The organism is Arthrobacter wenxiniae (assembly GCF_013376105.1).
Taxonomy (GTDB): Bacteria; Actinomycetota; Actinomycetes; order Actinomycetales; family Micrococcaceae; genus Specibacter; species Specibacter wenxiniae.
The window spans coordinates 50,465-77,034 of sequence record NZ_JAAMFM010000004.1 but is presented as its reverse complement, the minus strand read 5'-3'; the positions used below and the strand labels follow the sequence as shown (position 1 = coordinate 77,034).

At 66.2% G+C, this 26,570-nt stretch carries 26 protein-coding genes; 13 read left to right on the top strand and 13 right to left on the bottom strand.

What is annotated here, in order from left to right; genetic code table 11:
* Positions 1–46 precede the first annotated feature (46 nt).
* Positions 47–916, top strand: coding sequence for a universal stress protein (locus G6034_RS04635; protein WP_176633934.1), 870 nt, complete (start codon positions 47–49; stop codon positions 914–916).
* Here G6034_RS04635 and G6034_RS19695 read toward each other — a convergent pair.
* The 6 genes from G6034_RS19695 to G6034_RS04610 form a co-directional block, all read right to left on the bottom strand.
* A complete protein-coding gene (locus G6034_RS19695) occupies positions 913–1,086 on the bottom strand; it encodes a hypothetical protein (protein WP_246295300.1) in 174 nt (57 codons plus the stop codon). The genes G6034_RS04635 and G6034_RS19695 overlap by 4 nt on opposite strands.
* A 5-nt stretch (positions 1,087–1,091) precedes the next feature.
* Positions 1,092–1,274 (bottom strand): hypothetical protein, encoded by a 183-nt coding sequence (locus tag G6034_RS19690; RefSeq protein ID WP_246295313.1) that lies wholly within the window; start codon positions 1,272–1,274, stop codon positions 1,092–1,094.
* 687 nt (positions 1,275–1,961) lie between these two features.
* Entirely contained in the window at positions 1,962–2,417 is a 456-nt protein-coding gene (locus G6034_RS04625) for a universal stress protein (protein ID WP_176633933.1), read from the bottom strand.
* A gap of 7 nt (positions 2,418–2,424) precedes the next feature.
* On the bottom strand, positions 2,425–3,066 hold the full coding sequence (locus G6034_RS04620) for an NADPH-dependent F420 reductase (RefSeq protein WP_176633932.1): 642 nt from the start codon (positions 3,064–3,066) through the stop codon (positions 2,425–2,427).
* A gap of 11 nt (positions 3,067–3,077) precedes the next feature.
* The gene (locus G6034_RS04615; protein WP_176633931.1) at positions 3,078–4,148 is read right to left on the bottom strand and encodes a zinc-dependent alcohol dehydrogenase family protein; all 1,071 of its coding nucleotides are present in this window, start codon (positions 4,146–4,148) and stop codon (positions 3,078–3,080) included.
* Between the two features lie 110 nt (positions 4,149–4,258).
* Positions 4,259–4,729: a pyridoxamine 5'-phosphate oxidase family protein gene (locus tag G6034_RS04610; RefSeq protein ID WP_176633930.1), complete on the bottom strand. Its 471-nt coding sequence runs from the start codon at positions 4,727–4,729 to the stop codon at positions 4,259–4,261.
* Positions 4,730–4,990: 261 nt separating this feature from the next.
* Here G6034_RS04610 and G6034_RS04605 point away from each other — a divergent pair, with 261 nt between their 5' ends.
* Positions 4,991–6,604: a GAF domain-containing sensor histidine kinase gene (locus G6034_RS04605; protein WP_246295298.1), complete on the top strand. Its 1,614-nt coding sequence runs from the start codon at positions 4,991–4,993 to the stop codon at positions 6,602–6,604.
* A gap of 30 nt (positions 6,605–6,634) precedes the next feature.
* Here the strand turns inward: G6034_RS04605 and G6034_RS04600 are convergent, their stop codons facing one another.
* The 3 genes from G6034_RS04600 to G6034_RS04590 all read right to left on the bottom strand — a co-directional run bounded on the left by G6034_RS04600 (position 6,635) and on the right by G6034_RS04590 (position 8,210).
* Positions 6,635–7,288: a response regulator gene (locus G6034_RS04600; RefSeq protein WP_176633928.1), complete on the bottom strand. Its 654-nt coding sequence runs from the start codon at positions 7,286–7,288 to the stop codon at positions 6,635–6,637.
* A 144-nt stretch (positions 7,289–7,432) separates the two neighbouring features.
* A complete protein-coding gene (locus G6034_RS04595) occupies positions 7,433–7,759 on the bottom strand; it encodes a DUF3040 domain-containing protein (protein ID WP_176633927.1) in 327 nt (108 codons plus the stop codon).
* Positions 7,760–7,853: 94 nt separating this feature from the next.
* A complete protein-coding gene (locus G6034_RS04590) occupies positions 7,854–8,210 on the bottom strand; it encodes an SPW repeat domain-containing protein (protein WP_176633926.1) in 357 nt (118 codons plus the stop codon).
* A gap of 198 nt (positions 8,211–8,408) precedes the next feature.
* Here G6034_RS04590 and G6034_RS04585 point away from each other — a divergent pair, with 198 nt between their 5' ends.
* Positions 8,409–8,831, top strand: coding sequence for a pyridoxamine 5'-phosphate oxidase family protein (locus G6034_RS04585; RefSeq protein ID WP_176633925.1), 423 nt, complete (start codon positions 8,409–8,411; stop codon positions 8,829–8,831).
* Here G6034_RS04585 and G6034_RS04580 read toward each other — a convergent pair.
* Positions 8,828–10,486, bottom strand: a complete 1,659-nt coding sequence (locus G6034_RS04580; RefSeq protein WP_176633924.1) for an ABC1 kinase family protein — start codon at positions 10,484–10,486, stop codon at positions 8,828–8,830. The two genes, G6034_RS04585 and G6034_RS04580, sit on opposite strands and share 4 nt — an antisense overlap.
* 244 nt (positions 10,487–10,730) lie before the next feature.
* On the opposite strand from G6034_RS04580, the gene G6034_RS04575 reads away from it, so the two are divergent.
* The 8 genes from G6034_RS04575 (at position 10,731) to G6034_RS04540 (ending at position 21,635) form a co-directional block, all read left to right on the top strand.
* Positions 10,731–11,201, top strand: a complete 471-nt coding sequence (locus tag G6034_RS04575) for a universal stress protein (RefSeq protein ID WP_343037934.1) — start codon at positions 10,731–10,733, stop codon at positions 11,199–11,201.
* Positions 11,198–12,085: a non-homologous end-joining DNA ligase gene (gene ligD / locus G6034_RS04570; protein WP_176633922.1), complete on the top strand. Its 888-nt coding sequence runs from the start codon at positions 11,198–11,200 to the stop codon at positions 12,083–12,085. The genes G6034_RS04575 and ligD overlap by 4 nt, the downstream gene beginning before the upstream one ends.
* Before the next feature lie 93 nt (positions 12,086–12,178).
* Entirely contained in the window at positions 12,179–15,892 is a 3,714-nt protein-coding gene (locus G6034_RS04565; RefSeq protein ID WP_218063567.1) for a nitrate reductase subunit alpha, read from the top strand.
* Positions 15,892–17,604 carry a nitrate reductase subunit beta gene (narH, locus tag G6034_RS04560; protein ID WP_176633921.1) on the top strand — a complete coding sequence of 571 codons (1,713 nt, stop codon included), beginning with the start codon at positions 15,892–15,894 and terminating at the stop codon, positions 17,602–17,604. The genes G6034_RS04565 and narH overlap by 1 nt, the downstream gene beginning before the upstream one ends.
* Positions 17,601–18,221: a nitrate reductase molybdenum cofactor assembly chaperone gene (gene narJ, locus G6034_RS04555; RefSeq protein WP_176633920.1), complete on the top strand. Its 621-nt coding sequence runs from the start codon at positions 17,601–17,603 to the stop codon at positions 18,219–18,221. The genes narH and narJ overlap by 4 nt, the downstream gene beginning before the upstream one ends.
* A gap of 2 nt (positions 18,222–18,223) precedes the next feature.
* Positions 18,224–18,970: a respiratory nitrate reductase subunit gamma gene (gene narI / locus G6034_RS04550; RefSeq protein ID WP_176633919.1), complete on the top strand. Its 747-nt coding sequence runs from the start codon at positions 18,224–18,226 to the stop codon at positions 18,968–18,970.
* A 43-nt stretch (positions 18,971–19,013) separates the two neighbouring features.
* Entirely contained in the window at positions 19,014–20,252 is a 1,239-nt protein-coding gene (locus G6034_RS04545) for an MFS transporter (RefSeq protein WP_281375397.1), read from the top strand.
* 387 nt (positions 20,253–20,639) lie between these two features.
* Positions 20,640–21,635, top strand: coding sequence for a patatin-like phospholipase family protein (locus G6034_RS04540; RefSeq protein ID WP_246295297.1), 996 nt, complete (start codon positions 20,640–20,642; stop codon positions 21,633–21,635).
* A gap of 128 nt (positions 21,636–21,763) precedes the next feature.
* On the opposite strand, the gene arfB is transcribed toward G6034_RS04540, so the two are convergent.
* A complete protein-coding gene (arfB, locus tag G6034_RS04535; protein ID WP_176633918.1) occupies positions 21,764–22,189 on the bottom strand; it encodes an alternative ribosome rescue aminoacyl-tRNA hydrolase ArfB in 426 nt (141 codons plus the stop codon).
* A 132-nt stretch (positions 22,190–22,321) separates the two neighbouring features.
* Between arfB and G6034_RS04530 the strand changes: the two genes are divergently transcribed.
* Positions 22,322–22,990: an MFS transporter gene (locus tag G6034_RS04530; protein WP_176633917.1), complete on the top strand. Its 669-nt coding sequence runs from the start codon at positions 22,322–22,324 to the stop codon at positions 22,988–22,990.
* Between the two features lie 163 nt (positions 22,991–23,153).
* Positions 23,154–24,185, top strand: coding sequence for an aldo/keto reductase (locus G6034_RS04525; RefSeq protein WP_176633916.1), 1,032 nt, complete (start codon positions 23,154–23,156; stop codon positions 24,183–24,185).
* Between the two features lie 139 nt (positions 24,186–24,324).
* Here G6034_RS04525 and G6034_RS04520 read toward each other — a convergent pair whose 3' ends face one another.
* Entirely contained in the window at positions 24,325–25,014 is a 690-nt protein-coding gene (locus G6034_RS04520; RefSeq protein ID WP_176633915.1) for a hypothetical protein, read from the bottom strand.
* A gap of 250 nt (positions 25,015–25,264) precedes the next feature.
* Positions 25,265–25,975, bottom strand: a complete 711-nt coding sequence (locus G6034_RS04515; RefSeq protein WP_246295296.1) for a hypothetical protein — start codon at positions 25,973–25,975, stop codon at positions 25,265–25,267.
* Positions 25,976–26,570 lie beyond the last annotated feature (595 nt).

The following is a 26,570-nucleotide window of genomic DNA, read 5'->3' as shown; positions in this document are numbered from 1 at the left end:
CCCGCCAAGGAGCAGGGGACCTGATCCAGGCAAAAGAGGAGGGCACATGCCCGGCACCATCATCGTCGGCTTTGACGGCTCGCCGGCATCCAGGGCCGCAGCGGACTGGGCCGCCCGGCGCGCGCAACGGTGCGGCTGCGAACTGCGGCTTGTCCTTAGCGTGCCGGATGACTGGGATCCCCCTGAGGCGCAACTGTCCACGGACGGCATCGAACCGGCGGCCCGTGCCCTCGATGAGGGGCGCGCCCGGATCGCAGCGCTGTTCCCCGGCATCACCATCCATACAGCCATCAGGCGTGGCGACCCCGCCCTGGTGCTCGGGGAATTGTCCCGCGATGCCGTTTTGGTGGTGGTGGGGACCGACAAACCGGCAGACCCGCATGGTGAAGGGTTCGGCGCCGTCGGCCTGCAGGTAGTGACCCGCAGCGCCTGCACCGTGGCGATCATTCCCAGCACCCCAACACCTCCAACACGCGGCACGGGTGTGGTGGTGGGCGTTGACGGCTCCGCGGACGCGGACCGGGCACTGCGGGTTGCCGCGGGTGAGGCAGAGATGTGCGGGCAGGCGCTCACCATAGTTCACGCCATGGCGGCCGCCGGACAGGGGAGGCCGACGAAGCCCCGGAATGCGCCGGGAGAGCCGGGCGCGGACGAGGCCGGGGAACGGGTCCTCGACGCGGCCGTCGCGGCCGTCAGGGACCTCAACCCGCGACTGCAGGTCCATCGCGTGCTTGACACGCGGCACAGCCCAGCCGAAGCCCTGGCCTCCGCAGCCGGGGGAGCGCGACTCCTGGTGGTGGGCAGCCGCGGCCGCGAAAGCGTGAAACACATGTGGCCCGGCGCCATTGGGTCAGTTGTGCTCTCCCGCATTGCCTGCCCGATGTTGGTGACCACGCCCTCCGCGGCTGATTCCTAGCGCGGATGTGGGTCGGGCGGTGCTTCGGCCCGGAGCGTGGTGGCCCAGACGGTTCCGGTGGGCCGTTCCTTGAGCTTGAGCGAGCGCAGCGCATTGAGAATCGTGGCGAGGTGCACGAGTTCCTGGCTGAGGGCTCCGGCCACGGCCGGAATCAATCCAACAGCGGCCATGAGCATCATCCAACGCTGAGCGTGATCCCGATCCAGATGCCTTGCACGGCGACGTCGATGGTGTCCCGGCCGAGGCGCGCGACGCGGGCCGATTCGCTGGCAGCTGTTGAACCCTTGGCACCCCTGGCCACGCCGGCGTCGGCGGACGCCAGCACGGGTGCGTCGTTGACGCCGTCCCCGACCATCACGTCAGGAGGCGGGGGGAGTGAAGCTCCGCCGATGCCGCCAGGGCAAGCAGCTCCATGCCTGAAGGGCGGCGCCGCATGCGTGCGAAGGCCTGGCTTCCTCCGGCGTTGGACGACAGTGCGTCAGTGTGCCGGCCTTGTCCAAGACGGCTGTCTTGATCCGGACCAGCAGTTCAAGGGTCGGGCCACTTTTCACGACGGTTCCGTTCCTTGCCGCCCTGCTCATGCCACCGAGGAACGCCACAGGCGCCGCCATCAGCAAGGGACACGGGGTGGCAGCCACCAACACTTCGGCAAACCTCAGTGCCTCGCCGCTGAGGAGCCAGGAGAGGCCCGCGAGGAGCAGGGACAGCGTGATGAAAGGTATTGCGTACCGGACCGCAAGGCGGACCAGAGGTGCGCGGCTCGCAGCGGCGTCACGGATCAGGGCGACGATGCGGCCGCAGTGGGAATTTGCCGCGCACGCCGTGGCGGCCAGCCTCACAGCGGCGGCTCCATTGACCGATCCGCCAAGGACCGCGGCGCCCGGCACCACCTCGGCCGGTCGCAAGACCGGAACACCCCCTGGCACGACGTCCGTGGCGGCCAAATCTTGCAGCCGACCGCCGGGAGTCTCCCGGTGGGCGGATTGCGGAACGCGATCCAATAATGCACCAAGTTCCGCCTTCGCCCGGCCGGGCTGGTGGCTCCCTACTCCGGGTTGTTGACCACGACCACCGGACAACGTGCGTGGGCCACGCAGGCGGAGGAGACGGACCCTATCCGCAGCCCTAGGAAGCCGCCGCGCCCGCGACGGCCCACCACCAGCATGCGGGCGTTTGCACTGGCCTCAACCAATATTTGGGCCGGGTGGCCGTACCTGATGCCGACGCTCAGTCCGGTGGGTCGTTCCGGGCCAAAGGCCCGTTCGAGGGCCTCGTCCACCAGTCGGGTGGCCTCGCTTTCGAGCAGGTCTGCCTCCGGAAACCCTCCAACGGGGATTTGGGCGGCAAAGTAGATGTCCGACCGGCTCCAGCAGCTGATGACGTCGAGTCGCAACTTCAGGGCCGAGGCAAAGGTGGCGGCCGTTTGCAGGGCGTGTGTTGAGTAGTCCGAGCCGTCGATCCCAACGACAATTCGGTCCATTGGATCCGTTGAGGAGTTCATGACAGTCCTAAGGCAGGAGTTTCAAGGAAGTGTCCCAATTGAAGTTGTCCTGGTTGGGACTTGCCTGCAGGCCCATGACGAGGAGCATCATGGCTTCCAGTTCCCGTGCCCTGCGCAGCGGCCCAACATCGATTGGCCGCAGTCCCGAGGCTGCCACGACGGCACTGACCTTGACTTTGGCTTGTTCGGAGTCGCCGGCAATGAAGACGTCCAGGGGCAGGCCTGCCACGGAGCCGGCCTCCAGAGGTTTGGCGAAACAGGTGTTGAAGGCCTTGACCACGTGGGCGTCCGGGCTCGCGTGTCGGGCGATTTCTTCGACCGCGGAAGTCCCGGCCGGTACCAGCAGCCGGTCGAAGCCGGCAAGGTCGACCGGGTTGCTGATGTCGACGATGACTTTCCCTGCCAAGGCTTCGCCGTAGACAAGCACCGTGTTCCTACCTTCGCCGTACGGGACGGCGAGGAAGACAATGCCGCCCTCGACGGCTGCCCCTTCGCCTCCGCCCTGCGCTCCCGCTCCCAGCGACTCCACGAGTTCCCGGGTCTTTTCCCCGTTGCGTCCCAATATCTGCACGGAGTGCCGGGCCGCGAGCATTCGGACGGCGATGGCCCGGGCCATGTGCCCGCTGCCGATGATGGTGACTTGTTCCATGGTGGCGCCTTTCAGACGAGTTGGGGCATACGGGCGATGATGACCTTCAGGGCCTTGGTCTCGGATGCACGGGCAAAGGTGTCGTAGGCATCCATCACCTGGTCGAAGGAGAAAGTGTGGGTGGCGAACTTGCCGGCAGGGATCTTGTGCCTGGCCACGAGCTTGAGGAGCATCGGGGTGGTGTTGGTGTTGACCAGGCCCATGGTGATGCTGATGTTCCGGATCCACAGCTCCTGCAGGGGAAGGTCGACGCTGGTGCCGTGAACACCGACATTGGCGACGCGGCCACCCGGGCGGGCGAGGCCGACCGCCATGGTGAAGGTGTCCGGCAGGCCGACAGCCTCGATGGCCACATCCACCCCGGCTCCGTCGGTCAGCGACATCACCTTTTCATGCCAGCCGGGCTCGCTGGAATCGACAGTGTCCGTCGCGCCAAATCCAAGCGCCTGTTGGAGCCTGTTGGCGTCGCGGTCGATCGCCACGATGGTTCCTGCGCCACACAGCCCGGCGGTCGCGATGGCCGCCAGGCCGACGGGCCCGGCGCCGATGACGGCCACGACGTCCCCGGGTTTGACCCCGCCCGCGAGGACGCCGATCTCAAATCCGGTGGGCAGGATGTCCGAGAGCATGACGGCCTCGACGTCGCTGACGCCATCGGGCAGTTTGTAAAGAGAGTTGTCGGCATAGGGTACCCGGACGTACTCAGCCTGGGTGCCGTCGATGAGGTGGCCAAACACCCAGCCGATCCCGGATTGCCCCTCATCGCCCAGGCAGTGGGAATACAGGCCGGAACGGCAGTTGGGACAGTGTCCGCAGGACTTGATGCAGGAGATCAGCACGCGTTCACCCACGACAAGGTCGTGCACCCCCGGCCCGATTTCGATGACCGTGCCCACGCCCTCGTGTCCCAGGATCCTCCCCGGCTGGACGGCCGGGACGTCGCCCTTGAGAATATGCAGGTCCGTGCCGCAGATGGTGGTCGTGTCCACTCGGACGATCGCATCACCGGAATGGAGGATCTTCGGATCGGGGGCATCCGTCCAGGATTTTTGGCCAGGGCCGTGGTAGATCAGGGCTTTCATGTTGCGTCCATTCGTTAGTGGTCCGGCAGCCATGCCGTGGGTACCGGCGTATTTGACGCTACGCGGGGAACCCGGTCCGGGTTAGGGCCATTGGACCCCATGCCTCGGTGCTATTCGGGTGAGGCGTGGGGGGCATTGGCCTGGGCGGTCCACCACTCGGCAGGAGGCGTGACGCGGAACCGTCGTCCGGTGACCGAAGTTGGCACGATGCGGACAAAATTCTCCTTGCGTCCGCTTTGCCAGGGAAAGAGCCGGAGGGAAAAGCTCTCCAAGACGTCCGTCGTTGACGAGAGCAGCTCACTCTTGCCCTTGACCACCACGCTCCAGGCGATGCCCGTGTCGGGGTCCACGCCGTCTGCCTCCAGCGCGACGGGGTGGCCTGCGAGCACTGCCGCCAGCTTGGTGCCATCGCCGGTACGAAAGACCAGCGTGCCGTGGTCCACCGTGTAGTTGAGGGGGAAGATGTCGGGATGGTCAATGTCCCAAACAGCGAGTCTGCCGACCGATACATCACGAAGGAGGGCCCAGCATTCGTGGACCGGCAGGTCTTCCGTTCGTGCGGCTGCTGATTTCTGCGTCATGGACCCACGCTAAGCCTGTTCACGCTGTACCGGTAGGGTCCAAGGGCCCGTCCGGATCCTGGCACGATCACCAGGGTCTGCACCGTCATGGTGGCATGGTTCATTGCGGCGTAGTCTGGGCACATGAGGCACAGTCAGTCATGGCCGCCGTCTCAAGTATGGGCATGTATTAGGAGATACTGAATGAACCAGCCGTGCCCGAATGATGGTGGCACAACACCGTCCGACGCATATCCGCATTCCCAACCGAATGACGGAAGATTGCAGGGGCTGCTCTCGGCTGTCATATCGATTGCCGAGGAACTCACCTTGGAAGCAGTTCTCAGGCGAATCGTACAGTCCGCATGCCAGCTGCTGGACGCCCAATATGGTGCCTTGGGCGTCATCGGGGAAGACGGGGGCCTGAGCCACTTCATCACTGAGGGCATCGAACCGGACCTTGCGAAGCTGATCGGCCCGCTGCCCACCGGTCACGGCGTTCTGGGGCTGTTAATCCGCGAGCCGCGCCCCATCCGCCTTCCGAATCTCCATGACCACCCTGCATCGTTTGGGTTCCCAAGGCATCATCCGCCGATGAGGACATTCCTGGGGGCGCCCATCCGGATCCGCGATGTGGTTTTTGGGAACCTGTACCTCACGGAGAAGAAAGGCGGACAATTGTTCACGGCCGAGGATGAGGAACTGGCAGTGGCACTGGCTGGCGCCGCCGGATTTGCGATCGAGAACGCAAAACTGTTTGACGACGCGCAATTGCGAACAAAGTGGCTGGAGGCCGGCCGGAGCATCGCGGTGCTGATGATGGCGGCTGCCCGGGAGGATGCCGCGCCCGGCCCGGAAGCTGTGGCCCAAACAGCGCTCAAAACCTCTGGTTCCATCTTGGCCCTCATTGCGAGTCCGCCGAATGAGGCGGGACAGGTGGAAGTCCTCGCAGCCGCCGGCGACGGGTCAATGGAATGGCGCGGACGGCTGCTGGACCTGGACAGCGCCAGCGTGCGAAGCGTTAGATCCTCGGGCAAGCCGGTGACCTCGGAGAGGGCGGCAGAATTGCTTGGACCCGCGTTTGGGGGACTGGCGGGCCCCTCACTTCTGGCACGACTGGGGACGGATAGCGCTGAACACGGGCTCCTGATGCTGGCGCGGTCGAAGGGCAGCCTTCCCTATACTTCCCTGACCAAAGAGATGGTTGCCGTTTATTGTGCCCAGTCTTCCTTGGCGCTGGAACTGGCCAATGCCCACAAAATCCGTGAACGGCTGATATTGTACGCGGACCGGGACCGCATCGCCCAGGACCTGCACGACGTCGTTATCCAGCGCCTGTTCGCCGCGGGCCTCAATGTCCAAAGCCTGGGCCGGTTCATTGACGATCCCAGCGGAAGTTTGCGCATCCGAGCCATTACGGACGAGCTGGATGCAACCATCAAGGAATTGCGGGACACCATCTATTCACTCCGCGCCACGGTGGGCGAAGGAGAACTGCTGAGCAGCCGAATCCTCAATACCGTGCGCAGAGTGTCCAAATCCCTCTCCTTTGCGCCGCGAATTTCATTGTCCGGGCCCATTGACTCCCATGTGCCGGCGGCCTTGGCCCAGCAACTGCTCGCAGTGGTCTCTGAGGGAGTCAGCAATGCGGTACGGCACGCACAGGCTGCGGAAATCGACGTCGCGGTCTCCGCTGGCGGCGGGTCACTGAGCGTCAAGGTGAGCGATGATGGCCGTGGAATTGGCAATCCTGATGGCAGGAGCGGCTTGGCCAACATGGAGGATCGGGCGCTGAACCTGAATGGGACTTTTCGGGTGGAAAGCGCGGCAGGTCGTGGAACAAGGATCTACTGGTCCGTGCCGCTGAACCGTGCAGGTGCGGCCCGCGTCCCATAGGCAATCACGCCGCATCGATTTGCCAGGTGTCTATTTCCTCGTGATGTACACCGCTGCCTGCGTCCGCCGCTCGAAGCCGAGCTTGGCCAGCAGGGAGGAAACATAGTTCTTTACGGTCTTTTCGGCGAGGAAGAGTTCCTGGCCGATCTGCCGGTTGGTCATGCCCTGGCCGATCAACGCCAGTACCCGGCGTTCCTGCGCCGTGAGCGAGGCGACGCGAGGGTCCACAGGGACCGGTTCACTGAGCCCTTCGACAATCTTTCGCTTGAGGTGGGCATCGAACAGCGACTCACCTCGGGCAGCAAGCTTTATGGCGGTGAGCAGGTCCGTGCCGCCAATTTCCTTCAGGACGTATCCGGCAGCGCCCGCCAATACGGCACTGCGAAGGGCATGCTCGTCGTCGTAGCTGGTCAGGATCAGGCACCTGAGCGTGGGGTCAATGGAGCGGACATCGCGGCACACTTCAATCCCGGTACCGTCGGGGAGCCGTGCATCAAGCACGGAAACATCGGGATGGAGAGCCGGGATCAGGCGGGTGGCTTCCCCCGCGGAACCTGAGGAGCCAACGACGCTGAAGCCGTGGCCCTCCAGGAGTTCCTGCAATCCGAGCCTGACCAGTTCGTGATCGTCCAGAATGAATACGCGGAGCGCAGGAGGTGCTGCCGTGTCGAGAATCTGATCCATCGCTTCCATCGTTTCCATCACATTCCTCATAGAAGCAGCTCCGGCAGCCTGTGAAGGCCATTTCGGACAATCAAAGCCTGTCACGTCTATCCGGCAAGGCCATTGTCCAACATCGCCCGGCCGCCGGGCAAACAGCTTGGCGGGTCACTGGTCCGTCGCCTGACGCATCTTGGCCGCACCCCGGCGGTGCATGCGCCATGCCCGGAACGGCTTGGCGGGCGGCGCGGCGACATAGGCGCCTGCCGTCATGGCGGTGAATGCCAGGACGCCGACCGGGAATGACCTTGACGCAAGGGCAAAAATCATCAGGCCAATGCCAAGACCCATGGCTGCCGTGCCCAGCACGATGCGGAGGACTGTGTTGGCCGGATGTCCACTGGCCCCAAACGCCAGTGCCAGTCGCGGGTCGCCTGCGGTTAAGTCTTCTTCGATTTCCTTCAGGATGCGTGATTCGTGCTCAGAGAGTTCCATGACAATTCCTTCGATTGCGTTCCCATGGTGGAAAGGGCGGCGGCGCCAATGGCCGGCCCCCACAGCTGGGTCCGGCCTGCGCCTCATGCAGCCACTAGTGCGACGGCACCGCGTGGTGGTGGGCTTGAGTACTTGGGCTGATGGCGAAGCCTGAGGCAACTACCACAACAGCCCCGGCAATCCAGGACGTCCATGCTGCGCCCGAGTGCCCGGTGTAGGAAGCCATCCAAGGCGAAAGCACCAAGACGGCGCCCAGGATGACCTGGACCCACTCAATCCATGGCATGCCCGGCGCGGCCAAGTTGATGACACCACTGACGGCGATGAGCACGCCGCCGGCCACCATCATCCACGTCGATGCTGTGCTCTGGGTTGTCCAGAGGGTGGAAAGAGCGGCCACTGCCCCGGCCGCTACGGCAGCCCAATCCTGCCAACGAGTCCATTTCTTCACGGGAACCTACCTCCTTGTGTCTGGTCCTGCCCGATTGCGGGACATTTCCATGGTTGCCCCGGAAAGGGGCCGGGGGCCACGGCCGAAAGTCCCCAATCTGGAGGGAATGGTCCCGGGCCGTGGCCGGCACAGGCATTGGGGCGCATGTGTGGACCTTGGACCCTAGGCAGCAGAACGGAACAGGGTGATGATCGGAGCATGAACACTGATGAGGAACCGGGCGTCGTTTTGTCCCGGGAAGAGGCATGGGAACTGCTGCAGGGCAGCCGCTTTGGCCGCCTCGCAGTCAGCGTCGCCAACCAGCCGGACGTCTATCCCCTGAATTATCTCGCGACGCAGGAGAAAATCTGGATCCGGACCAACCCCGGCAGCAAGCTTGCGGAACTGACAGTGAACTCCCTCGTCGCGTTTGAAGCCGACGGACTCAGCGACGGCACAGCCTGGAGCGTGGTGGTCAAGGGTGTCGCGAGGATCCTGGAGTCGCAGACCGAGATTGATGCCGCAGACCTCCTCCCGGTTGAACCGTGGATCAAGACACGGATGTGGACGCACGTCGAGGTCACCCCGGCATCCGTGAGCGGCCGCCGGTTCGTCCTGGGTGCGGAGCCGGAGCGCTGCTAACGGCGCGCCCGCGCCCCTGGACGGCCCGTCCAGGCCAGGTACCCGCCAACGACGCCCATCGCCCCCACCCCGCCGGCCAGCAGCCTGTCTTGCCAGCTCCGCAAGTGTTCACGGTCGGCGGCCGTCAAGTCGCCGATGCCCCGAATGAAGGCCGCAAGAATCAGCGCGGCCACCACCCGGTTGCCGATGCGTTCGGCCCGGGCAATGAGCGGCACGATTTCCTCGGCGCGCAGGTGGACCTCGACGCCGTCGTCGAGCTGCCGCAAGATCCGTTCCAGCCTGTCCGGGAGACCGGTGCCAAGGTCGGCCGCGTCAAGGCCCAGCTTCTTGAGCATGGCGGGCAGCTTGTGCGGGCTGAACCGTTCCAATGCCAGTCGACTGGCATAGGGCTTGAGGACCTCACCGAGATTGAACTCCGGGTTGAGGCGCGCCCCCATTCCCTCGGTCATGACGACCATCTTTGCAACCATCGCAATTTCGCTGGGCAGTTGCAGGTGGTGGTGGCGCAGGACGGCCAACAATTCGGCAATCAGGGGCGCAAGGTGAATCTCGCCCAGGCGCCGGCCCTGATATTGCTCCATGAAGTGGGCCATGTCCCGGCTGAGCAGCCCGCGGTCGGGGGCGGGGGCGTTGACCGACATATCCAGAAGGGCGCGGGCTATCCGGTCCGGGTCGTTCCGGCTGAAGGCAAGCAACAGCCTGCCCAGCCGGCCCCGGAGCTGTTCACCCACTTCGCCCACCATGCCAAAGTCGATCAGGCCAATGCGTCCGGTGGATTCAACAAAAAGGTTTCCCGGGTGCGGGTCGGCGTGGAAGAAGCCGTCCTCAAAAATCATTTTGGCGGCGGCCCGGGCCGCCCGGTTGGCGAGCCTGTCCCGGGCGGCGGCCGGAAGTGCGGCGATTTGGGCGTCATCGATCTTGAGCCCGTGAATCCTTTCGATCGTCAGCACGCGAGACGTGGTGGTCTCCCAGTGGATTCGCGGAATGTGGATGCCGGCATCGCCTGCAAAGTTGGCGGCAAACCTTTCCGCGTTCCGCCCTTCCCGCAAATAGTCGAGTTCCGCACGCAGCGTTGCGGCGAAGGCAGCCGCCACGGCCTCGACGTTGTAGTCCGCCACGGCCGCCCAATTGCGGCTGGCCTGGTGGGCCAAATTTTGGAGGATCTCCAGATCCTCCTGGACCTGGGCCACGACGCCGGGCCTGCGCACCTTCACGACGACGGAGGTGCCGTCGCGCATCGTTGCCGCGTGGGCCTGGCCGATCGAGGCGCTGGCCAGCGGCGTTTCGGTGAATGTGCCGAACACTTCATCCGGTGGCGCGCCCAGTTCCTGCTCGATCAGGGAACGGATGGCGTCCGGCGGCACGGGCGGTGCCCCGTCCTGGAGCCTTGACAGTGCCAGCAGATAGTCCCTGGGAATGATGTCGGGGCGGGTGGAAAGCACCTGCCCCAACTTGATGAAGGTGGGGCCCAGCTCCTCCAGGGCAAGGACCAGGCGGTCCGCATTGGCCAGCCTGCCTGCCGTGTGCGGCTTGGGCTCCAGGTGCAGCCGTCCCAGGCCCAGCGCGCCGGCCAGCGATCCGAACCCGTGGCGCACCAGGATTTCCGCAACTTCTGCGTAGCGTTCAAGGTGGTAGCGTTCAAAGTGGTTGGGCATGAGGGCAGCGTAGCCTGCAGGACCGGTTGGCCCTAGGGGACAAGGTCCCCACTTCCGGACCGGGTTCGCCGGCAAATTCGGCCAGGTGTGGGCGCCAGTCCCACCTGTCACACCTGTCCCAGCCGTCACAACTGTTTCACCTGTCACAACTAGGGTCCTTTGGCCCTAGCCGCCGCCGCGGGGACTGCGCCAGCATGGACCCGGGACAGATAGAAAAAGGGATGGGACTTGCTGGATGAACGCCATGCAGTCATGGGGACGCATAGTAGTTGGCATCGATGGGTCCGCGGTATCCGTTGCGGCCCTGGTGGCGGCCGCCCGCATTGCCCGGGCAACCGGCGCACGCGTGGACGCGGTGGCCTGCTGGAGCGTGCCTGCCGCACTGGCCCTCCCGTACGCCCTGGGCACCGTGGACTTTGAAGGTGGGGCGCGCAAGGTGCTCGAGAACGCCGTCGTTGCCGCATTTGGCGGCGACACCCCTGATCATGTGACGGCCCGGCTCGTCCAGGGTCTTCCCCGGCAAGTCCTGCTTGAGGCGAGCGACGGTGCCGACATGCTGGTCCTGGGGCGGCGGGGACATGGGGGCTTCCCCGGTCTCGTGGTGGGCTCGGTCAGCCAGGCGTGCATCGCCCACGCACGGTGCCCCGTGCTGGTCATGAACCCTGAAGACTTCCCGGAAGGTGCAGCCCGGAACGGGTTGCCGGATCCCTTGTGACCCACCTGGACATTGCTGTTGACGGCACAACTGTCACGCTGGGCAATCCCGCAAAGGTGCTTTACCCGTCCACCGGCACCACGAAGCAGGACGTGGCCCTGTACTACCTGCAGGTTGCGCCCGTCCTGATTCCGTGGGCAAGGGACAGGCCGGCCACCCGCAAGCGCTGGGTGGACGGGGTGGGAACGGACGCGGACCCCGGCAAGAGTTTCTTCCAGAAGAACCTCGACGCCGGGACTCCGGGGTGGGTCCTGCGGCGCACCATGCACCACAAGGACCACGACAACAGCTACCCCCTCGTCAACGACGCACGCACCCTGGTGTGGCTGGCCCAGATTTCCGCCCTGGAAATCCATGTCCCGCAGTGGACGTTTGGAGCCGGCGGCACCCCCCAACGTCCTGACCGCCTGGTGCTTGACCTGGACCCGGGGGAGGGGGTCGGACTGGCCGGGTGCGCCGCCGTCGCCCTTCTGGCCCGGGACTGCCTGGACCGGCACGGCCTCGATTCCCTGCCGGTGACCAGCGGCAGCAAGGGCGTCCACCTTTACGCCCCGCTGGACGGCCAGGCTACTTCCGAGGAGGTTGCTGCCCTCGCACACGAAGTGGCCCTGTCCCTGGAACACGACCACCCGGAGCTGGTGGTCAGCCGCATGGGCAGGGACCTGCGCCGGGGAAAGGTCTTCATCGACTGGAGCCAGAATTGGCCGGCGAAGACGACGGTGGTGCCCTACTCGCTGCGGGGCCGGTGCCGCCCGACCGTGGCAGCGCCGCGGACATGGGACGAGATTGTTCCAGGCGAGTTGGCCCAATTGGACTACCGGCAGGTGCTGGCGCGGGTCACAAACGGAATTATCCCAGTCATCCCGATAGGCGGACACCAGTGAAAGTTGCAATCTTGGCGCAAGAATTGAATCATCCATTTGTTGACTATTTCCGGCACCCTAGCAATGTGTCCGGCCCCATCCTAGGGTGGGCACATGACTGCTGAACCATTTATCGCCGGGCTCGACGGGCCCGCCTCGGACGCGATGTTGAAACTGGGGCGCTTTTTCACCAGGTGGGATCAGACGGACGATTCCCGCGCCGTCTTCCGCGAGGGCGGCCGCAAGGGGGACATTTTCTACCGCGACCGGTGGAGCCACGACAAGGTGGTGCGGTCCACCCACGGCGTCAACTGCACTGGGTCGTGCTCGTGGAAGGTCTATGTCAAGGACGGGATCATCACCTGGGAGTCCCAGCAGACGGACTACCCGTCGGTGGGGCCGGACAGCCCCGAATACGAGCCCCGCGGCTGTCCCCGCGGCGCGGCCTTTTCCTGGTACACCTATTCGCCCACCCGGGTGCGCTTTCCGTACGCCCGCGGCGTGCTCGTGGACATGTACCGCGAGGCCAAGGCGCGGCTGAAGGACCCGGTGCTGGCCTTCGCGGAAGTGGCCGGCGACCCGGAGAAGCGACGCCGCTACCAAAATGCCCGAGGCAAGGGCGGCCTGGTGCGCACCACCTGGGCCGAGGCGCTGGAAATTGCGGCCGCCGCCCACGTCAACACCATCAAGACGTACGGTCCGGACAGGGTCTCAGGATTCTCGCCCATCCCGGCCATGTCCATGGTCAGCCACGCCATCGGCACCCGCTTTGTCCAGCTCATCGGCGGCGTCATGACCTCCTTTTACGACTGGTACGCGGACCTTCCCGTCGCCAGCCCGCAGGTGTTCGGCGACCAGACCGACGTCCCCGAATCCGGCGACTGGTGGGACGCCACCTACCTGATGATGTGGGGCTCCAACGTCCCCGTCACCCGCACCCCCGACGCCCATTGGATGACGGAGGTCCGCTACCGGGGCACGAAGGTCATCGCCATCAGCCCCGACTACGCGGACAACACGAAGTTCGCGGACGAATGGCTCCCCGCCCAGGCCGGCACCGACGCCGCCCTTGCCATGGGCATGGGCCACGTGACGCTCAAGGAATTCTTCGTGGACCGGCAGGTGCCGTTCTTCCAGGACTATGTGCGCCGCTTCACCGACCTGCCGTTCCTGGTCCGCCTCGAAGGGCGCGACGACGGGACGTACAGTGCCGGAAAATTCCTCACCGCCGCTGACATCCCCGCCCTTGCCGGAACCGAGGACCCCGCCTTCCGGACCATGATGTTCGACAAGGCCGCAGGACGGGCCGTGGTGCCAAACGGCACCCTGGGCGACCGCTATTCGAAGTCTGGGGAGGGCAAATGGAACCTGGACCTGGCAGGCATCGAGCCGGCGCTGAGCCTTCAGGAAGTCTCCACCGATTCGGCGGAAATCCTGATGCCGTGCTTTGAGGACCCGCAGGGCGCCGGCACGGTGCTCCGGCGCGGCGTGCCCACGGCCATGGTGGAGGGCCACCTGGTCACCACCGTCTTTGACTTGATGCTGGCCCAATACGGCGTAGGCCGCGACGGCCTGCCCGGCGAGTGGGCGGCGGACTACAACGACGCTTCCACCCCCTACACGCCCGCCTGGCAGGAGGAGATCACCTCCGTCCCCGCCGACGCGTGCATCCGGGTGGCCCGCGAGTTCGCCCGCAACGCCGAGCAGTCCAAGGGCCGGTCCATGATCATCATGGGCGCCGGCATCTGCCAGTGGTTCCACGGCGACACCACCTACCGGGCCGTGCTGGCCATGGTCATGCTGACCGGCTGCATGGGCCGCAACGGCGGCGGCTGGGCGCACTACGTGGGACAGGAGAAGACCCGCCCGCTCACCGGCTGGGTATCCCTGGCCAACGCGCTGGACTGGTCGCGGCCGCCGCGGACCATGATCGGCACCGGCTACTGGTACATGCACACCGACCAGTGGCGCCAGGACGGCTACTCCGCCGACGCCCTCAAGTCCCCGCTGTCCACGGGCAGCCTCGACGGGCTGCACACGGCCGACGCGCTGGCGCAGTCTGCACGCCTGGGCTGGATGCCGTTCTACCCCTTCTTTGACCGCAACCCCCTGGACATCGCCGACGACGCGGCGGCCGCCGTCGCCGCCGGGGAGGCTCCGGACGAGAAGACCTGGGTGGCCCGGTCCCTGAAGAACCGGACCCTGAACCCGGCCATCGAGGACATCGACGCCCCGGAAAACTGGCCCCGCACGCTCATCCTGTGGCGTTCCAACCTGTTCGGCTCCTCCGCCAAGGGCAACGAATATTTCCTGCGCAACCTGCTCGGCACCCACAACAACGTCATGGGCCAGGACAGTGAGGCGTCCCTGAAGCCCGTTGACGTGAAGTGGCATGAAAAGGGTCCCGAAGGGAAGCTGGACTTCCTGATGTCCGCGGACTTCCGCATGACCAGCACCACGCTGCTCTCCGACGTCGTCTTTCCGGCCGCCACCTGGTACGAGAAGCACGATCTCTCCTCCACGGACATGCACCCCTTTGTCCATGCCTTCACCCCCGCCATCGACCCGCCCTGGGAAACCAAGACCGATTTTGAACTGTTCACGTTGCTTGCCGAGGAATTCTCGCGTCAGGCCGCCATCCACCTGGGCACCCGCAGGGACCTGGTCACGGTGCCGATGATCCATGACACCGTGGGCCAGATTGCCCAGCCCGGCGGCGTGGTCCGGGACTGGCGCAAGGACGGGATCGACGGCGTCCCGGGGCAGAACATGCCCAACTTCACCGTCGTCGAGCGGGACTTCACCGCCATCGCCCACAAGCTGGCCGCCGTCGGTCCCCTCGCCGACACGCTCGGCTTCACGGTCAAGGACGTCAACTACAAGCTGGATGCTGCCCTGGAGTCCCTGGCCAAGGCGAACGGTGTCATGATGGGCGGCTTTGCCCACGGGCGTCCCGCCATCGACACCGACGCGAAAATGGCCGAGGCCATCCTGACCTTTTCCGGCACCTGCAACGGCCAGCTGGCCGTGGCCGGCTTCAAGGAACTCGAGAAGCGCACGGGCGTGAAGCTGGTGGACCTGGCGGAAGGCTCGGAGGAAAAGCACATCACCTTCGCCATGACACAGGCCGGCCCGGTGCCCGTCATCACCTCCACGGAATGGTCCGGCTCGGAAACCGGCGGCCGGCGGTACTCGCCGTTCACCCAGAACATCGAGCGGCTCAAGCCGTTCCACACGCTGACCGGGCGCATGCACTTCTTCCTGGACCACGACTGGATGATCGACATTGGCGAGGCGTTGCCGATTTACCGCCCACCCCTGGACATGCACCGGCTGTTTGGGGAGCCCAAGATCGGGCCCAACGGCGACAAGGAGGTGGTGGTCCGCTACCTGACACCGCACTCGAAATGGTCCATCCACTCCGAATACCAGGACAACCTGCTCATGCTCTCCCTCTCCCGCGGAGGGCCCACCGTCTGGATGAGCCCGCAGGACGCCGGCTCCATCAAGGTCGCCGACAACGACTGGGTGGAATGCGTGAACATGAACGGTGTGTTTGTGGCCCGCGCCGTGGTCAGCCACCGCATGCCGGAGGGCGTGGTGTACGTCTACCACGCCCAGGAGCGCACCATCGACGTGCCAAAGTCGGAGGCCACGGGCCGCCGCGGCGGCATCCACAACTCGCTCACGCGCCTGCTCGTCAAGCCGTCGCACCTGATCGGCGCCTACGGGCAGCTGACGTACGCGTTCAATTACTTTGGCCCCACGGGCAACCAGCGGGACAACATATCCACCATCCGACGCCGTTCCCAGGAGGTGCAGTACTAATGAGAGTTATGGCCCAGATGGGCATGGTCATGAACCTGGACAAATGCATCGGCTGCCACACGTGCTCGGTCACGTGCAAGCAGGCGTGGACCAACCGGGCGGGGGTGGAGTATGTCTGGTTCAACAACGTTGAAACACGCCCCGGGCAGGGCTACCCGCGGCGCTACGAGGACCAGGAAAAGTGGAAGGGCGGCTGGGAGCTGAACAAGCGCGGCCGCTTGAAGCTCAAGGCCGGCGGGCGCGTGAAAAAGCTGTTCGGCCTCTTCGCCAGCCCCCTCCAGCCGGAGCTGAAGGACTACTACGAACCCTGGACCTACGACTACAAGACCCTGGTGGACGCGCCCTTGGGCGACGACTTCCCCGTGGCGCGGCCCAAGAGCCTGATCACGGGCAAGGACACGAAGATCACCTGGAGCGCCAACTGGGACGACGACCTCGGCGGCACCACGGAGATGGGTCACCTGGACCCGATTGTGGAAAAGGTCCGCCGCGAGTCCGAGGACAAGATCAAGCTCGAGTTTGAGCAGACCTTCATGTTCTACCTGCCGCGCATCTGCGAGCACTGCCTGAACCCGTCCTGCATGGCCTCCTGCCCGTCCGGCGCAATCTACAAGCGGGTGGAAGACGGCATCGTGCTGGTGGACCAGGACAAGTGCCGCGGCTGGCGCCAGTGCATGACGGGCTGCCCGTACAAGAAGATCTACTTCAACCACAAGACCGGTAAGGCCGAGAAGTGCACCTTCTGCTATCCGCGGATCGAGGTGGGCCTGCCCACCGTGTGTTCGGAAACGTGCGTGGGCCGGCTGCGCTACCTGGGTCTTTTCCTGTACGACGCCGACGCCGTCACCGCCGCGGCCTCCGTCACCGACCCGCAGGACCTGTACCAGGCGCAGATGGACGTCCTTTTGGACCCCCACGACCCGGCCGTGATCGCCGCCGCCCGCGAACAGGGCATCCAGGAGGACTGGATTGACGCTGCACAAAAGTCGCCCGTCTATGCCCTGACCAAGGTGTACAACGTGGCCCTGCCGCTGCACCCGGAATACCGCACGATGCCCATGGTCTGGTACATCCCGCCGCTCTCGCCGGTGGTGGACCTGCTGCGCGACCAGGGGCACGACGCCGAAGACCCGGACGTCCTGTTCGGCGCCATCGACGCCCTGCGCATTCCGGTGGAGTACCTGGCCGAGCTGTTCACGGCCGGGGACGTTGACCGGGTGACCCTGGTGCTGCGGAAGCTGGCGGCCATGCGGGCCTACATGCGGGGCATTTCGCTGGGCAACGAGCCCGACGAGTCCATCCCCGCGTCAGTGGGCATGGACGGGGCGACGATGTACGAGATGTACCGGCTTATGGCCATCGCCAAGTACAGCGAACGCTACGTGATTCCCAAGGCCCACGCCGAGCAGGCCCACGACCTCGAGGAAATGGGCTGTTCCCTGGACTTCGACGGCGGGCCCGGCATGGGCGCCATGGGCAGTTCCCCGTTCGGCGAGGCCAGCGGCCGCCCCACCCCGGTGGCCGTGGAAACCTTCCACGCCCTGCAGGACCGGCAGACCTCCGACTCGGTGGCCGGCGCCGACACCTTGAGCGGCCGGGTGAACCTGCTCAACTGGGACGGCAACGGAGCGCCCCCGGGGTTGTTCCCGCAACGCCATCCCACCGAGCCGCCAGCCGACGTAGCGGCCCTGGAAGGTGGTGGCGGGGCATGAGCCGCAAGGACCGCATCACCTACCTGGCCGCGGCCTGGTGCCTTTCCTACCCCGACGCCGAACTGGTCGCCCGGGTACCGATGATCCGCTCCGCGCTGGGCGAGTTCACCGGCGCCCTGGCCCCGTTTGAGGAGGTGCTGCGCCGGCTCGAATCCACGGAGCTGATGGCCGTGCAGGCGCAGTACGTGCAGGAATTTGACTTGGGCAAGCGCCACGCCCTGCACCTGTCCTACTGGACGGACGGGGACACGCGCCGCCGCGGCGAGGTGCTGGGCGCTTTCAAGAAGGTGTACCGCGGGGCTGACATTCTCGTGGACACCCACGGCGAGCTGCCCGACTACCTGCCCATGGTGCTCGAGTTTTCCGCGACAGTGGACCTGGCCGCCGGACAGGATCTGCTTCAGGCGTACCGGCCCAGCCTGGAACTGATCAAGTTCGGTCTGCTGCGCGACAATCTGCCGCACACACACATCGTGGCCGCCGTGTGCGACACGTTGCCCGGCGCGTCACCTGTGGACGAGCAGGCCGTCATGCGCATGGCCGGCCATGGCCCGCCCACCGAATCCGTCGGGCTGGATCCCTACGACCCGCGACTGTTGCCGATGAAAGGGGCCTGAAAGTGAACATCCTCCTGTGGGGCGTCCTGCCGTATGTCATGTTCGTAGTGCTGGTTGGGGGGCTCATCTGGCGTTACAGGTACGACCAGTTTGGCTGGACCACGCGGTCATCGCAGCTCTATGAATCCAGGCTCCTGCGCATCGGCTCCCCGATTTTCCACTTTGGCCTGCTGGCGGTGATTGCCGGGCACTTCTTCGGCCTGGTCATCCCGAAGTCCTGGACCGAAGCGGTGGGCATGAGCGAGGGGCTTTACCATTTCAACGCCCTGCTGGTCGGCAGCATTGCCGGCGTGGGCACCCTGGGCGGCATCATCATCCTCATTTACCGCCGCCGCAAGACCGGGCCTGTGTTCATGGCCACCACCAACAATGACAAGCTCATGTACGTGGTGCTGGTGGCGGCCATCATCTTTGGGCTCTGGACCACGGTGGCCAGCGTGTTCTCCAACACCCACGGCATCACCTACCGGGATACCGTCTCGCCCTGGTTCCGCTCCCTGTTCATCCTCCAGCCCGACATCGCCGCGATGGCGGCCGCGCCGCTGGCCTTCCACATGCACACGCTGGTGGGGATGGCGTTGTTCACCATCTGGCCTTTCACGCGCCTGGTCCATGCCTTCACGGCACCCCTGCACTATTTGTTCCGCCCCTACATCGTCTACCGCTCGCGGGACAAGGGCGCCAGCGTCCCTGCGCGCAGCGGCTGGTCCGAGGTAGGCACGCGTGACCGGGACACCAGGAAACGATAGATGGGTGCACCAAAGCCCAGGCACACACATTGAGGGAGTGATCATGCCGCAAACCAAGGCAACAACGCACGTTGTCCAGCCGCCACTGAAGGGTCAGGCCCTTAACCTGGCCCTGGCCACTGCCGCCTCCGTGGTGGGATTTTGGGCCTGGAACGTGATTGCCACGCTGAGCACCCACTATGCCAGGACCATGGACCTTTCGCCCGGAACCATGGGCGTCCTGGTTGCGATGCCCATCTTTGTGGGCTCGCTCGGCCGTATCCTGGTCGGGATCCTCACTGACCGGTACGGCGGGCGCGCACTCTTTACCTTCGTGCTCCTCGCCACCATTCCCACGGTGCTGCTGGTGGCATGGGGAGGGGCGCTCAATTCCTTTGCGTTCGTGCTGGTGGCCGGCTTCCTCCTGGGCATCGCGGGAACCGTGTTTGCCGTGGGGATCCCCTTCGTCAGTGCCTGGTACCCGCCCGCCCGCCGCGGCTTTGCCACCGGCGTGTTTGGTGCCGGCATGGGAGGCACGGCGCTGGCCGCCTTTCTCAACCCGCGCCTGGTTGCCTGGATCGGGTATGTGCCCACCCATTTTGTGATTGCCGGCGTCCTGGCGGCCATGGCCGTGTTGGTCTGGTTCTTCATGAAGAACGCTCCCGACTGGACGCCGAACAAGGCCCCCGTGGTGCCCAAGCTGCTGGACGCCGCCAAACTGGCCGTGACCTGGAAGCTGTGCTTTCTGTACGCAGTCCTCTTCGGCGGATTCGTCTCCTTTGCCACCTACCTGCCCACGTACCTGCGCGACGTGTACTCCTTTTCGCCGACTGACGCCGGCGCCCGCACAGCCGGTTTTGCGCTGGCAGCCGTCATTGCCCGCCCCATAGGCGGCGTGCTGGCAGACCGGATCGGCTCCAAGCCTGTGGTCCTGGCGGCCACGGCCGGCGTTGCCGTGCTCGGCTGGCTGGTGGCACTGCAGCCAGTCGCGGACGTGCAGGCAGGGCCGGTGTTTCTGGCCATGGCCGCGGCACTGGGCTTGGGCGCCGGCGGCGTCTTTGCCTGGGTAGGCGTGCTGGCCCCGACCGACAAGATGGGCGCCATCACCGGCATTGTCAGCGCGGCGGGGGGACTGGGCGGCTATTTCCCGCCGCTCATCATGGGCTGGACATACAACCCGGATGCCACCAGCTACAAGTATGCGATCGGGCTGTCGCTGCTGGTGGCCACGGCCCTCGCGGCCCTCGTCTTCACCGTCCTGTTCGTCAAGTCCCCGTCCCGGCAGGCGGCCCCGCGCACGTGAGCTGCGGTGCGTTTGCCGTTTTTCGGTTCTCCCTTGGTTTTTGGCGTGGGGACGGGCGCCGGACGGCGGCTCGTGCCGCTGCTCAAGGAAAGTCGCCCATGAGCCGCGCCGCCGCGTGGCGTGCAGCTGGGATGCGTGCAGCTGGGATATCGGTCCGCAATGGCAGCTCGAATCCAGCCCGGAGAATGCCAGCGGCAACCGGCACCATGCGGCCTGTTGCCTCAGCGGCGCCGCCGTGGTAATTTTCCGGTGATCATGAGCAATCTGCAGGAGGTGATACCCATGAACGCAGTATCCGCAATGGGTGCTCCCCGCAGTCCACGACCGCGACTGAGATAGTCGCCCCTGGGAGTGCCCGACAACGCAAAATCGCGAGAGGCCACTCCCATGAACGAAACACCATTTTCAACCCTGCACGTCCCATCGGCGCCTGCCCCCGGCCGGCCGGGGCCCGGGCAGGAGCTGCGGCAGCTCGACGCCACCAAGCGGCTGCGGGCCGCGGGCGATCGGGCGCTGGTCCTCGGCGGCGGCGGATCCACAGGCAATGCGTGGCTGATCGGCGTCATCGCCGGCCTGTCGGATGCCGGGGTGGACGTGACCTGCGCCGGGCTGACCATCGGGACGTCGGCAGGATCGACCGCCGCGGCCCAGATAGCTGGCGCGACCCCGACTGAGCTCTACGCCGCCATCCTTGACGCTTCCCCGCGACAACGCCCCGGTCCGGTCGGCGCCCGGCCGGGACGCGCCCCGGCCCGGCCCGCGGTGAACCAGCTGGAGCGGATGACCAAGATCATCGCCGTGGCTGAGGATGTGGCTGACATGTGCCGGCGACTGGGTGCGGCGGCGCTCGAGATGGATGCGGCCTCGGACGGCTCCTGGTCGGCACAGTGGCGCTCCACCGTCGCCGCCCGGCTGCCCAACCAGCGCTGGCCGGAGCGGGCGGTCCTCATCCCGGCGGTCGATGCCCGTACCGGCGAGCCGGTCGTGTTCGACCGCGACAGCGGAGTCGAACTGGTGGACGCCATCGCCGCCAGCTGTTCCAGCGGTCTTCCCCACAGGATCGGGGACGGCCGGTACATCGACGGCGGCTTCCGATCCAACGCCGAGAATGCCGATCTTGCGGCCGGATGGGAGCGGGTGCTGGTGCTCTCGCCCTTCGGGGGTCGGTCACTGCAGCCGCAGGGGTGGGGCATGCATCTGGCAACACAGCTCGACGAACTTCGCGCCCGTGGCAGCAGGGTCGAGACGATCTTCCCGGACAGCAGCTCCGAGCACCTGTTCGGCGCGAATGCGATGGACCTGTCGCTGCGTGCGCCCGCCTCCCGGGCCGGTTACGAGCGGGGAGGGGCCCTTGCCGGGCAGCTCGCCGCATTCTGGCGCTGATGCCGCGCACCCAGCGGCACGGCACGCACAGGCCGACGCGGCGCCGACTGCGGCGATCACGGGTCGGCTTGGGGCCCACGCCCTGGATCACGGTGGAGCTGCTGGGCGGGTAGCCCGCGTGGAGCGGCCTAGTCTCCGCCGGACGGCCGCCTGCGCAGCTGCTTTGTCGCCGAGCGCTGGACCTTGGCGGCCTGGTGGCGCCGCTTCGAGCCCCGGGTGGGCTTGGTGGGGCGGCGGCCGGGGGAGTCCGGGGCCAGCCCCGCCGCGACTAGTTCGCCGAGCTTGGCCAAGGCGATCTCGCGGTTGCGCAGCTGGGAACGCTCCTCGGAGGCGGACACCGTGATCACCCCGGCAATGAGCCGCCGCCCGAGCCTGGCCGCCAGGAGGCCGCGCTGTTCCTCAGACAGGACCGTGGACGCGGCCACGTTCCAGAACAGTTCGACGCGGCTGTCCGAGGTGTTCACGTGCTGCCCGCCAGGCCCGGACGATCGCGAAAACCTCCAGCCCAGCTCCGACGCCGGAACGGTCAGTTCGCGCGACACCTCCAGATCCATGCACCCAGTCTTGCACGGCGGCACCGCGTTTGGTTCGGGCAGGTCCCGGACCGCCCGCGGCGGGGTCGGCTGCGGGCGGGACAGTGCGGACAGGCTGGCGCATTCCGTTCCGGATCAGCACCATGGTGGTGGTTGCGTTCTTCCTCCGCGGATCATTGGCCGAGCCCCCTCTGGCCCCCTGCCTTCGTCGAGGCCAGGAAGAACGGCCAGATCGCGACGCTGCCCGCCGCGGTCCTCCTGACGCGCCACTGGCACTACGTCGTGGGGGTCATCCACTGCGCGTTCATCGCAGCCGTCAACACCGTCCTTGGTGCCCTCGCCATCAAGTCCGCCCGGTACGTGGCGCATGTGAACAACACCATCACGCTGTGGCTCGTGGTTGCCGCCAACTTCGTGGCCCTGTTCACCGAGTCCTTGTCCGTCAAGTTGGCCGACCCGCTTGGCCGCAGGCCCGTGCTCATCCAGGCCGTGGCAAGTGCTGTCCTGACCCCGCTGTTCCTGCCCTCCCTGGACTCGGGCAGCGGGCCGCTGATGGTCCTTGAATCCGTCGTCTGCCTTGCCTGCGGCCATGCCGCGGCGAACGCCGTCTGGCCGTCGTTCCACGGCGAAGCGTTCAGCACCACGGTTCACTTTTCCGGCCCGGCAACCGGCACCCGGATCGTTCTCCTGACGGCAGGTTTTGCCCCGGCAACCGTGACGGCCATGGGAGGCATCCAGCCCGGCCCCGGCGGCACCGGCCACCCGATGCAGGGGTCCGGCGACCTGGCGGCCGCACGGGTCGCCGAAGCCGTCTTTTCGTGACGCGAACATCCAGCTGCGCCAGCACAAGAAACTCTTAGGGGGGTCTGGGAGGGCCATGCCATGCAGGCGGTCGGCGGCCTATGGTGGATTAAGGGCCGCGGCCCCGCCGGTGTTTGCCGGCAGGCGCACCAACGCCATCTCCCTCAACCACGTCAGGAGCGACATGCAATACCGCACTTTGGGCAACACCGGCGCCGTAGTTTCCAACTACGCATTGGGCACCATGACATTCGGAGCCGAGGCTGACGAGGAAACGTCACACGCCATTCTGGATGACTATGTGGCCTCCGGCGGCAACTTCATCGACACGGCGGACGTTTACAGCGCCGGAACCTCCGAGGCCATCGTCGGCCGGTGGCTGGCGCAGCGCCCCGACGCACGCGAGCAGGTGGTCATTGCCACCAAGGGGCGCTTCCCCACGGGAGGCTCCCCGAACGACGTCGGGACCTCCCGCCGGCACTTGACGCGAGCTTTGGACGAATCCCTCCGGCGCCTGGGCGTGGAGCAGATCGACCTGTACCAAATGCACGCGTGGGACCCCGTCACACCCCTGGAAGAGACGCTGCGCTTCTTGCACGACTCCGTCAGCAGGGGCAAGATCGCCTACTACGGCTTTTCCAACTATCTGGGCTGGCAGCTGACCAAGGCCGCCCACCTCGCCAAGGCCCATGGCTGGAACGCCCCTGTGACACTGCAACCGCAGTACAGCCTGCTGGTACGCGAGATCGAGTGGGAGATTGTGCCCGCCGCCCTTGACGCCGGAATCGGCCTGCTGCCCTGGTCTCCTCTCGGCGGCGGGTGGCTCTCGGGCAAATACAAGCGCGACGTCCCGCCAGCGGGGGCTACGCGCCTGGGTGAAAACCCCACGCGGGGCATGGAGGCCTGGCAGGAACGCAACGACAACCCGCACACCTGGGACGTGATCGATGCCGTGGCAGAGGTTGCCGGGGCCCGCGGAGCCAGCGAGGCGCAGGTTGCCCTGGCCTGGCTGGCCGGCCGCCCCGCCGTCACCTCGGTGATCCTCGGGGCACGCAGCACTGAACAGCTGGCGGACAACCTGGCTGCGGCGCAGCTGCAGCTGAGCGGGGAGGAAGTCCAACTGCTCACGGACGCCAGCCGGCCCCGCGCGGGCGTGTACCCCTACGGACCCAGGGCCCGGGAGCAGCGCAGCCGGAAGATCGAGGGCGGCCGGTAGCCATGGACCGCCGCAGCGAGTCGGGTGGGTGGGCCAGGAGGTCCACGGCGCCGCCGTCGGCCCTTGCGCCGTCCCGACCCCCTGCAGCAATGACGACGTCGGCGGGCAGCGGCGCGGGCACCAGACCCACGCGTTGGATTCAGGCGGACATGTGGGGGCCGCCTGTGCCGCGGTGCAGGTATTTGTCCGGCCCTCCGCGGGGGCGCGGGTGGGAATTGAGCCAAGCCTCCAAGCCCGCTGGATTGCGAAGGTCGAGTTCATCCAGGTAAGCCTGGCGGAGCGCGACGACATAGGCCTGCAAGGCTGGCGCGTGGGCACCCTCGAGCCATTGGTAGCTGTCATGCCACGCCCGGCAAATGCCACCGTCGTCGAGGGCCTTGACGGCCGGCGTGAACGTGGCAGCCTCAACGGGAATGTCGGGAAGTGCGCCGGGTTCCGATGCTGTGGGAGCCGGGTCCGGAGCCGGAGCTGGTGGCAGGCGGGATGCCATGCGTTGGGGGACCAGATTGATGACCCAAGGCGAGCTCGCGACGGCCACCAGGATGAGCGGCCCGACCCACGCCGGGACGACGACGGTGAATCCGGCAACCGCGAGGACCACAAGGCCGCCGGACAAGGCATTGATTCCCACCCGCCGAAGCATGGCGCCCCAGGGCTGCGAAGAGTCAGCCGAAGCGAGGGCGGCGTACGTCAGGAGGGCTCCCAACAAGGCACCCGTGCACAAAAGTGCAACCGTGGAGGCAAAGGGGGAGCTGATGATCCCCAAAAGGGCCCCCAGCACTGCGACGGATCGGCCCAGTGAGAGCCAAACACGGCGATATTGGTTCATGCGCCCTCACCGCCGCCGCAAGCTTTGGGGCGTGCAGGGAAGGTGGCACCCCATGGTCCGCCTACTGGGTGGGCGGAGGTTTCATCGTTGGCGAACATCATGATCATCCCTCGGATGGCTCTGCCTGAGGGGGCCTGCCGGGGTCCGGGGCATCAATCCAACTCTACCTTTGTTTCGGCTGCGCGGGGAGGGTGTCCCGGCGCGCCGGAGTTGTTCGCGCCAGCACGGCGGACGCGCGAGTCGGCTGAAGTCAGGTGTCCAGCCCGGCCTTGTCGACCTTGCGGTGGAAGTGCATGCCGGCCAGGCCGCCCAGGAGCGCGCCGACCAGGGATGCGGCCGCGGCAACGAGGGCCGAAATGATGCCGGCGGTGGTCAGGGTTCCTTCGTCGACCGGAATTCGGGGGAAGCTGTTGAGCTGGGCCAGGATGTTGAACCTGCTGCCGGCGATCGCGGCGAGGAGCGCGACGATGATGGCGATCACGACCGCCCATATCCACACGAAAAGGCCCTGCACCATGCCGTTGAAGCGTGCCATCCGTCCGGCGACGTAGCCGCCGCAGTAATACGCGATGAACAGGATCACCAGCAGGCCGACAATCCCTGCCAGGCCCACGGTCTGCGGGTTCTGGCCTAAGCCGTTGGTGGCGGCGTTGGGGCTGGTGCCGGCGGCCAGGCCGACCACCGCACCGGCGGCTGCAACCAGGGCGGTCAGCAGCACAGCGGTGCCGGTGGCGGTCAGCCAGCCGAAAAATGCCGAGCCGATCTTGACCCCGCCGTACGCTTCCTTTTCCCGGCCGACGACGCTCTCCCGATCCCTGTCGCGATCCCGATCCCTGTCGCGATCCCGATCCCTGTCCCGGCCGGGGTCACCGCGCCCCTTTTCATGCAGCCCGTCCCCCTCACGAGGAAGGCCCCGCTCATCTGCCCCATCCGGGGGCGTGGCGCCTGCACTGGTACTCATCCCACTCTTCTCCTCACGTCGGCGGGGTTCAGCTGTCCCGCCCGTTTCCTGACATTCGCTCGTTGCCGGTTCGCGGGGACTTCCTGGCTGCCCGGGGGCAGTCTAAGCCGTGCGCGCCAAACCGTGCGCGCCACTCCCGTGGCACAAGCTCCAGATTCAACGGATGGGACCGCATGCAGCTGCGCACGGCTGGACAATACGGAGGCACGGCCACACGCCGCCGGGCTGCATCGACCAGAACCGCGTGGATGAGGTCCCGACCAACCACGCTGGCCCTCCCGGGAGCGCTGGCCGTCCCGGGACGGGCTGAGGCCCGGGTGTACAGCAACCACATCGCCGAACCACGCGTGCCATATCGGGGGTAGCCGGCCATGCGGCGGGAAATATGGGCCTCGAATTGGGAAAGGAACACATTGTGTTGGATCCCCACGACAGGCTCGCGGGGGAAAGCGGCCGAGGGCCCGGAACTGACCGCGGATACTTGTGGGTGAAAATTGTGGTCCAAAACCAAACTCCCTCACGAAGAAATACACAGACTATTGGCGGAGCCACACCGGCCGACAGCCAACGAGACCCGCAAGAAAAAAGGTCGACA

Bases quoted from the DNA above. Each gene is read 5' to 3' on its own strand.
- G6034_RS04600 (WP_176633928.1), bottom strand. From the start codon at position 7,288: ATGGATCAGATTCTCGACACGGCAGCACCTCCTGCGCTCCGCGTATTC.
- arfB (WP_176633918.1), bottom strand. From the start codon at position 22,189: ATGGATCTGGAGGTGTCGCGCGAACTGACCGTTCCGGCGTCGGAGCTG.
- narJ (WP_176633920.1), top strand. From the start codon at position 17,601: ATGAGCCGCAAGGACCGCATCACCTACCTGGCCGCGGCCTGGTGCCTT.
- G6034_RS04575 (WP_343037934.1), top strand. From the start codon at position 10,731: ATGCAGTCATGGGGACGCATAGTAGTTGGCATCGATGGGTCCGCGGTA.
- G6034_RS04540 (WP_246295297.1), top strand. From the start codon at position 20,640: ATGAACGAAACACCATTTTCAACCCTGCACGTCCCATCGGCGCCTGCC.
- G6034_RS04615 (WP_176633931.1), bottom strand. From the start codon at position 4,148: ATGAAAGCCCTGATCTACCACGGCCCTGGCCAAAAATCCTGGACGGAT.
- G6034_RS04595 (WP_176633927.1), bottom strand. From the start codon at position 7,759: ATGGAACTCTCTGAGCACGAATCACGCATCCTGAAGGAAATCGAAGAA.
- G6034_RS04620 (WP_176633932.1), bottom strand. From the start codon at position 3,066: ATGGAACAAGTCACCATCATCGGCAGCGGGCACATGGCCCGGGCCATC.
- G6034_RS04610 (WP_176633930.1), bottom strand. From the start codon at position 4,729: ATGACGCAGAAATCAGCAGCCGCACGAACGGAAGACCTGCCGGTCCAC.
- G6034_RS04520 (WP_176633915.1), bottom strand. From the start codon at position 25,014: ATGAACCAATATCGCCGTGTTTGGCTCTCACTGGGCCGATCCGTCGCA.
- G6034_RS04565 (WP_218063567.1), top strand. From the start codon at position 12,179: ATGACTGCTGAACCATTTATCGCCGGGCTCGACGGGCCCGCCTCGGAC.
- G6034_RS19695 (WP_246295300.1), bottom strand. From the start codon at position 1,086: ATGGCCGCTGTTGGATTGATTCCGGCCGTGGCCGGAGCCCTCAGCCAG.
- G6034_RS04545 (WP_281375397.1), top strand. From the start codon at position 19,014: ATGCCGCAAACCAAGGCAACAACGCACGTTGTCCAGCCGCCACTGAAG.
- G6034_RS04585 (WP_176633925.1), top strand. From the start codon at position 8,409: ATGAACACTGATGAGGAACCGGGCGTCGTTTTGTCCCGGGAAGAGGCA.
- narH (WP_176633921.1), top strand. From the start codon at position 15,892: ATGAGAGTTATGGCCCAGATGGGCATGGTCATGAACCTGGACAAATGC.
- G6034_RS04525 (WP_176633916.1), top strand. From the start codon at position 23,154: ATGCAATACCGCACTTTGGGCAACACCGGCGCCGTAGTTTCCAACTAC.
- G6034_RS04625 (WP_176633933.1), bottom strand. From the start codon at position 2,417: ATGAACTCCTCAACGGATCCAATGGACCGAATTGTCGTTGGGATCGAC.
- G6034_RS04515 (WP_246295296.1), bottom strand. From the start codon at position 25,975: ATGAGTACCAGTGCAGGCGCCACGCCCCCGGATGGGGCAGATGAGCGG.
- G6034_RS04580 (WP_176633924.1), bottom strand. From the start codon at position 10,486: ATGCCCAACCACTTTGAACGCTACCACCTTGAACGCTACGCAGAAGTT.
- G6034_RS04635 (WP_176633934.1), top strand. From the start codon at position 47: ATGCCCGGCACCATCATCGTCGGCTTTGACGGCTCGCCGGCATCCAGG.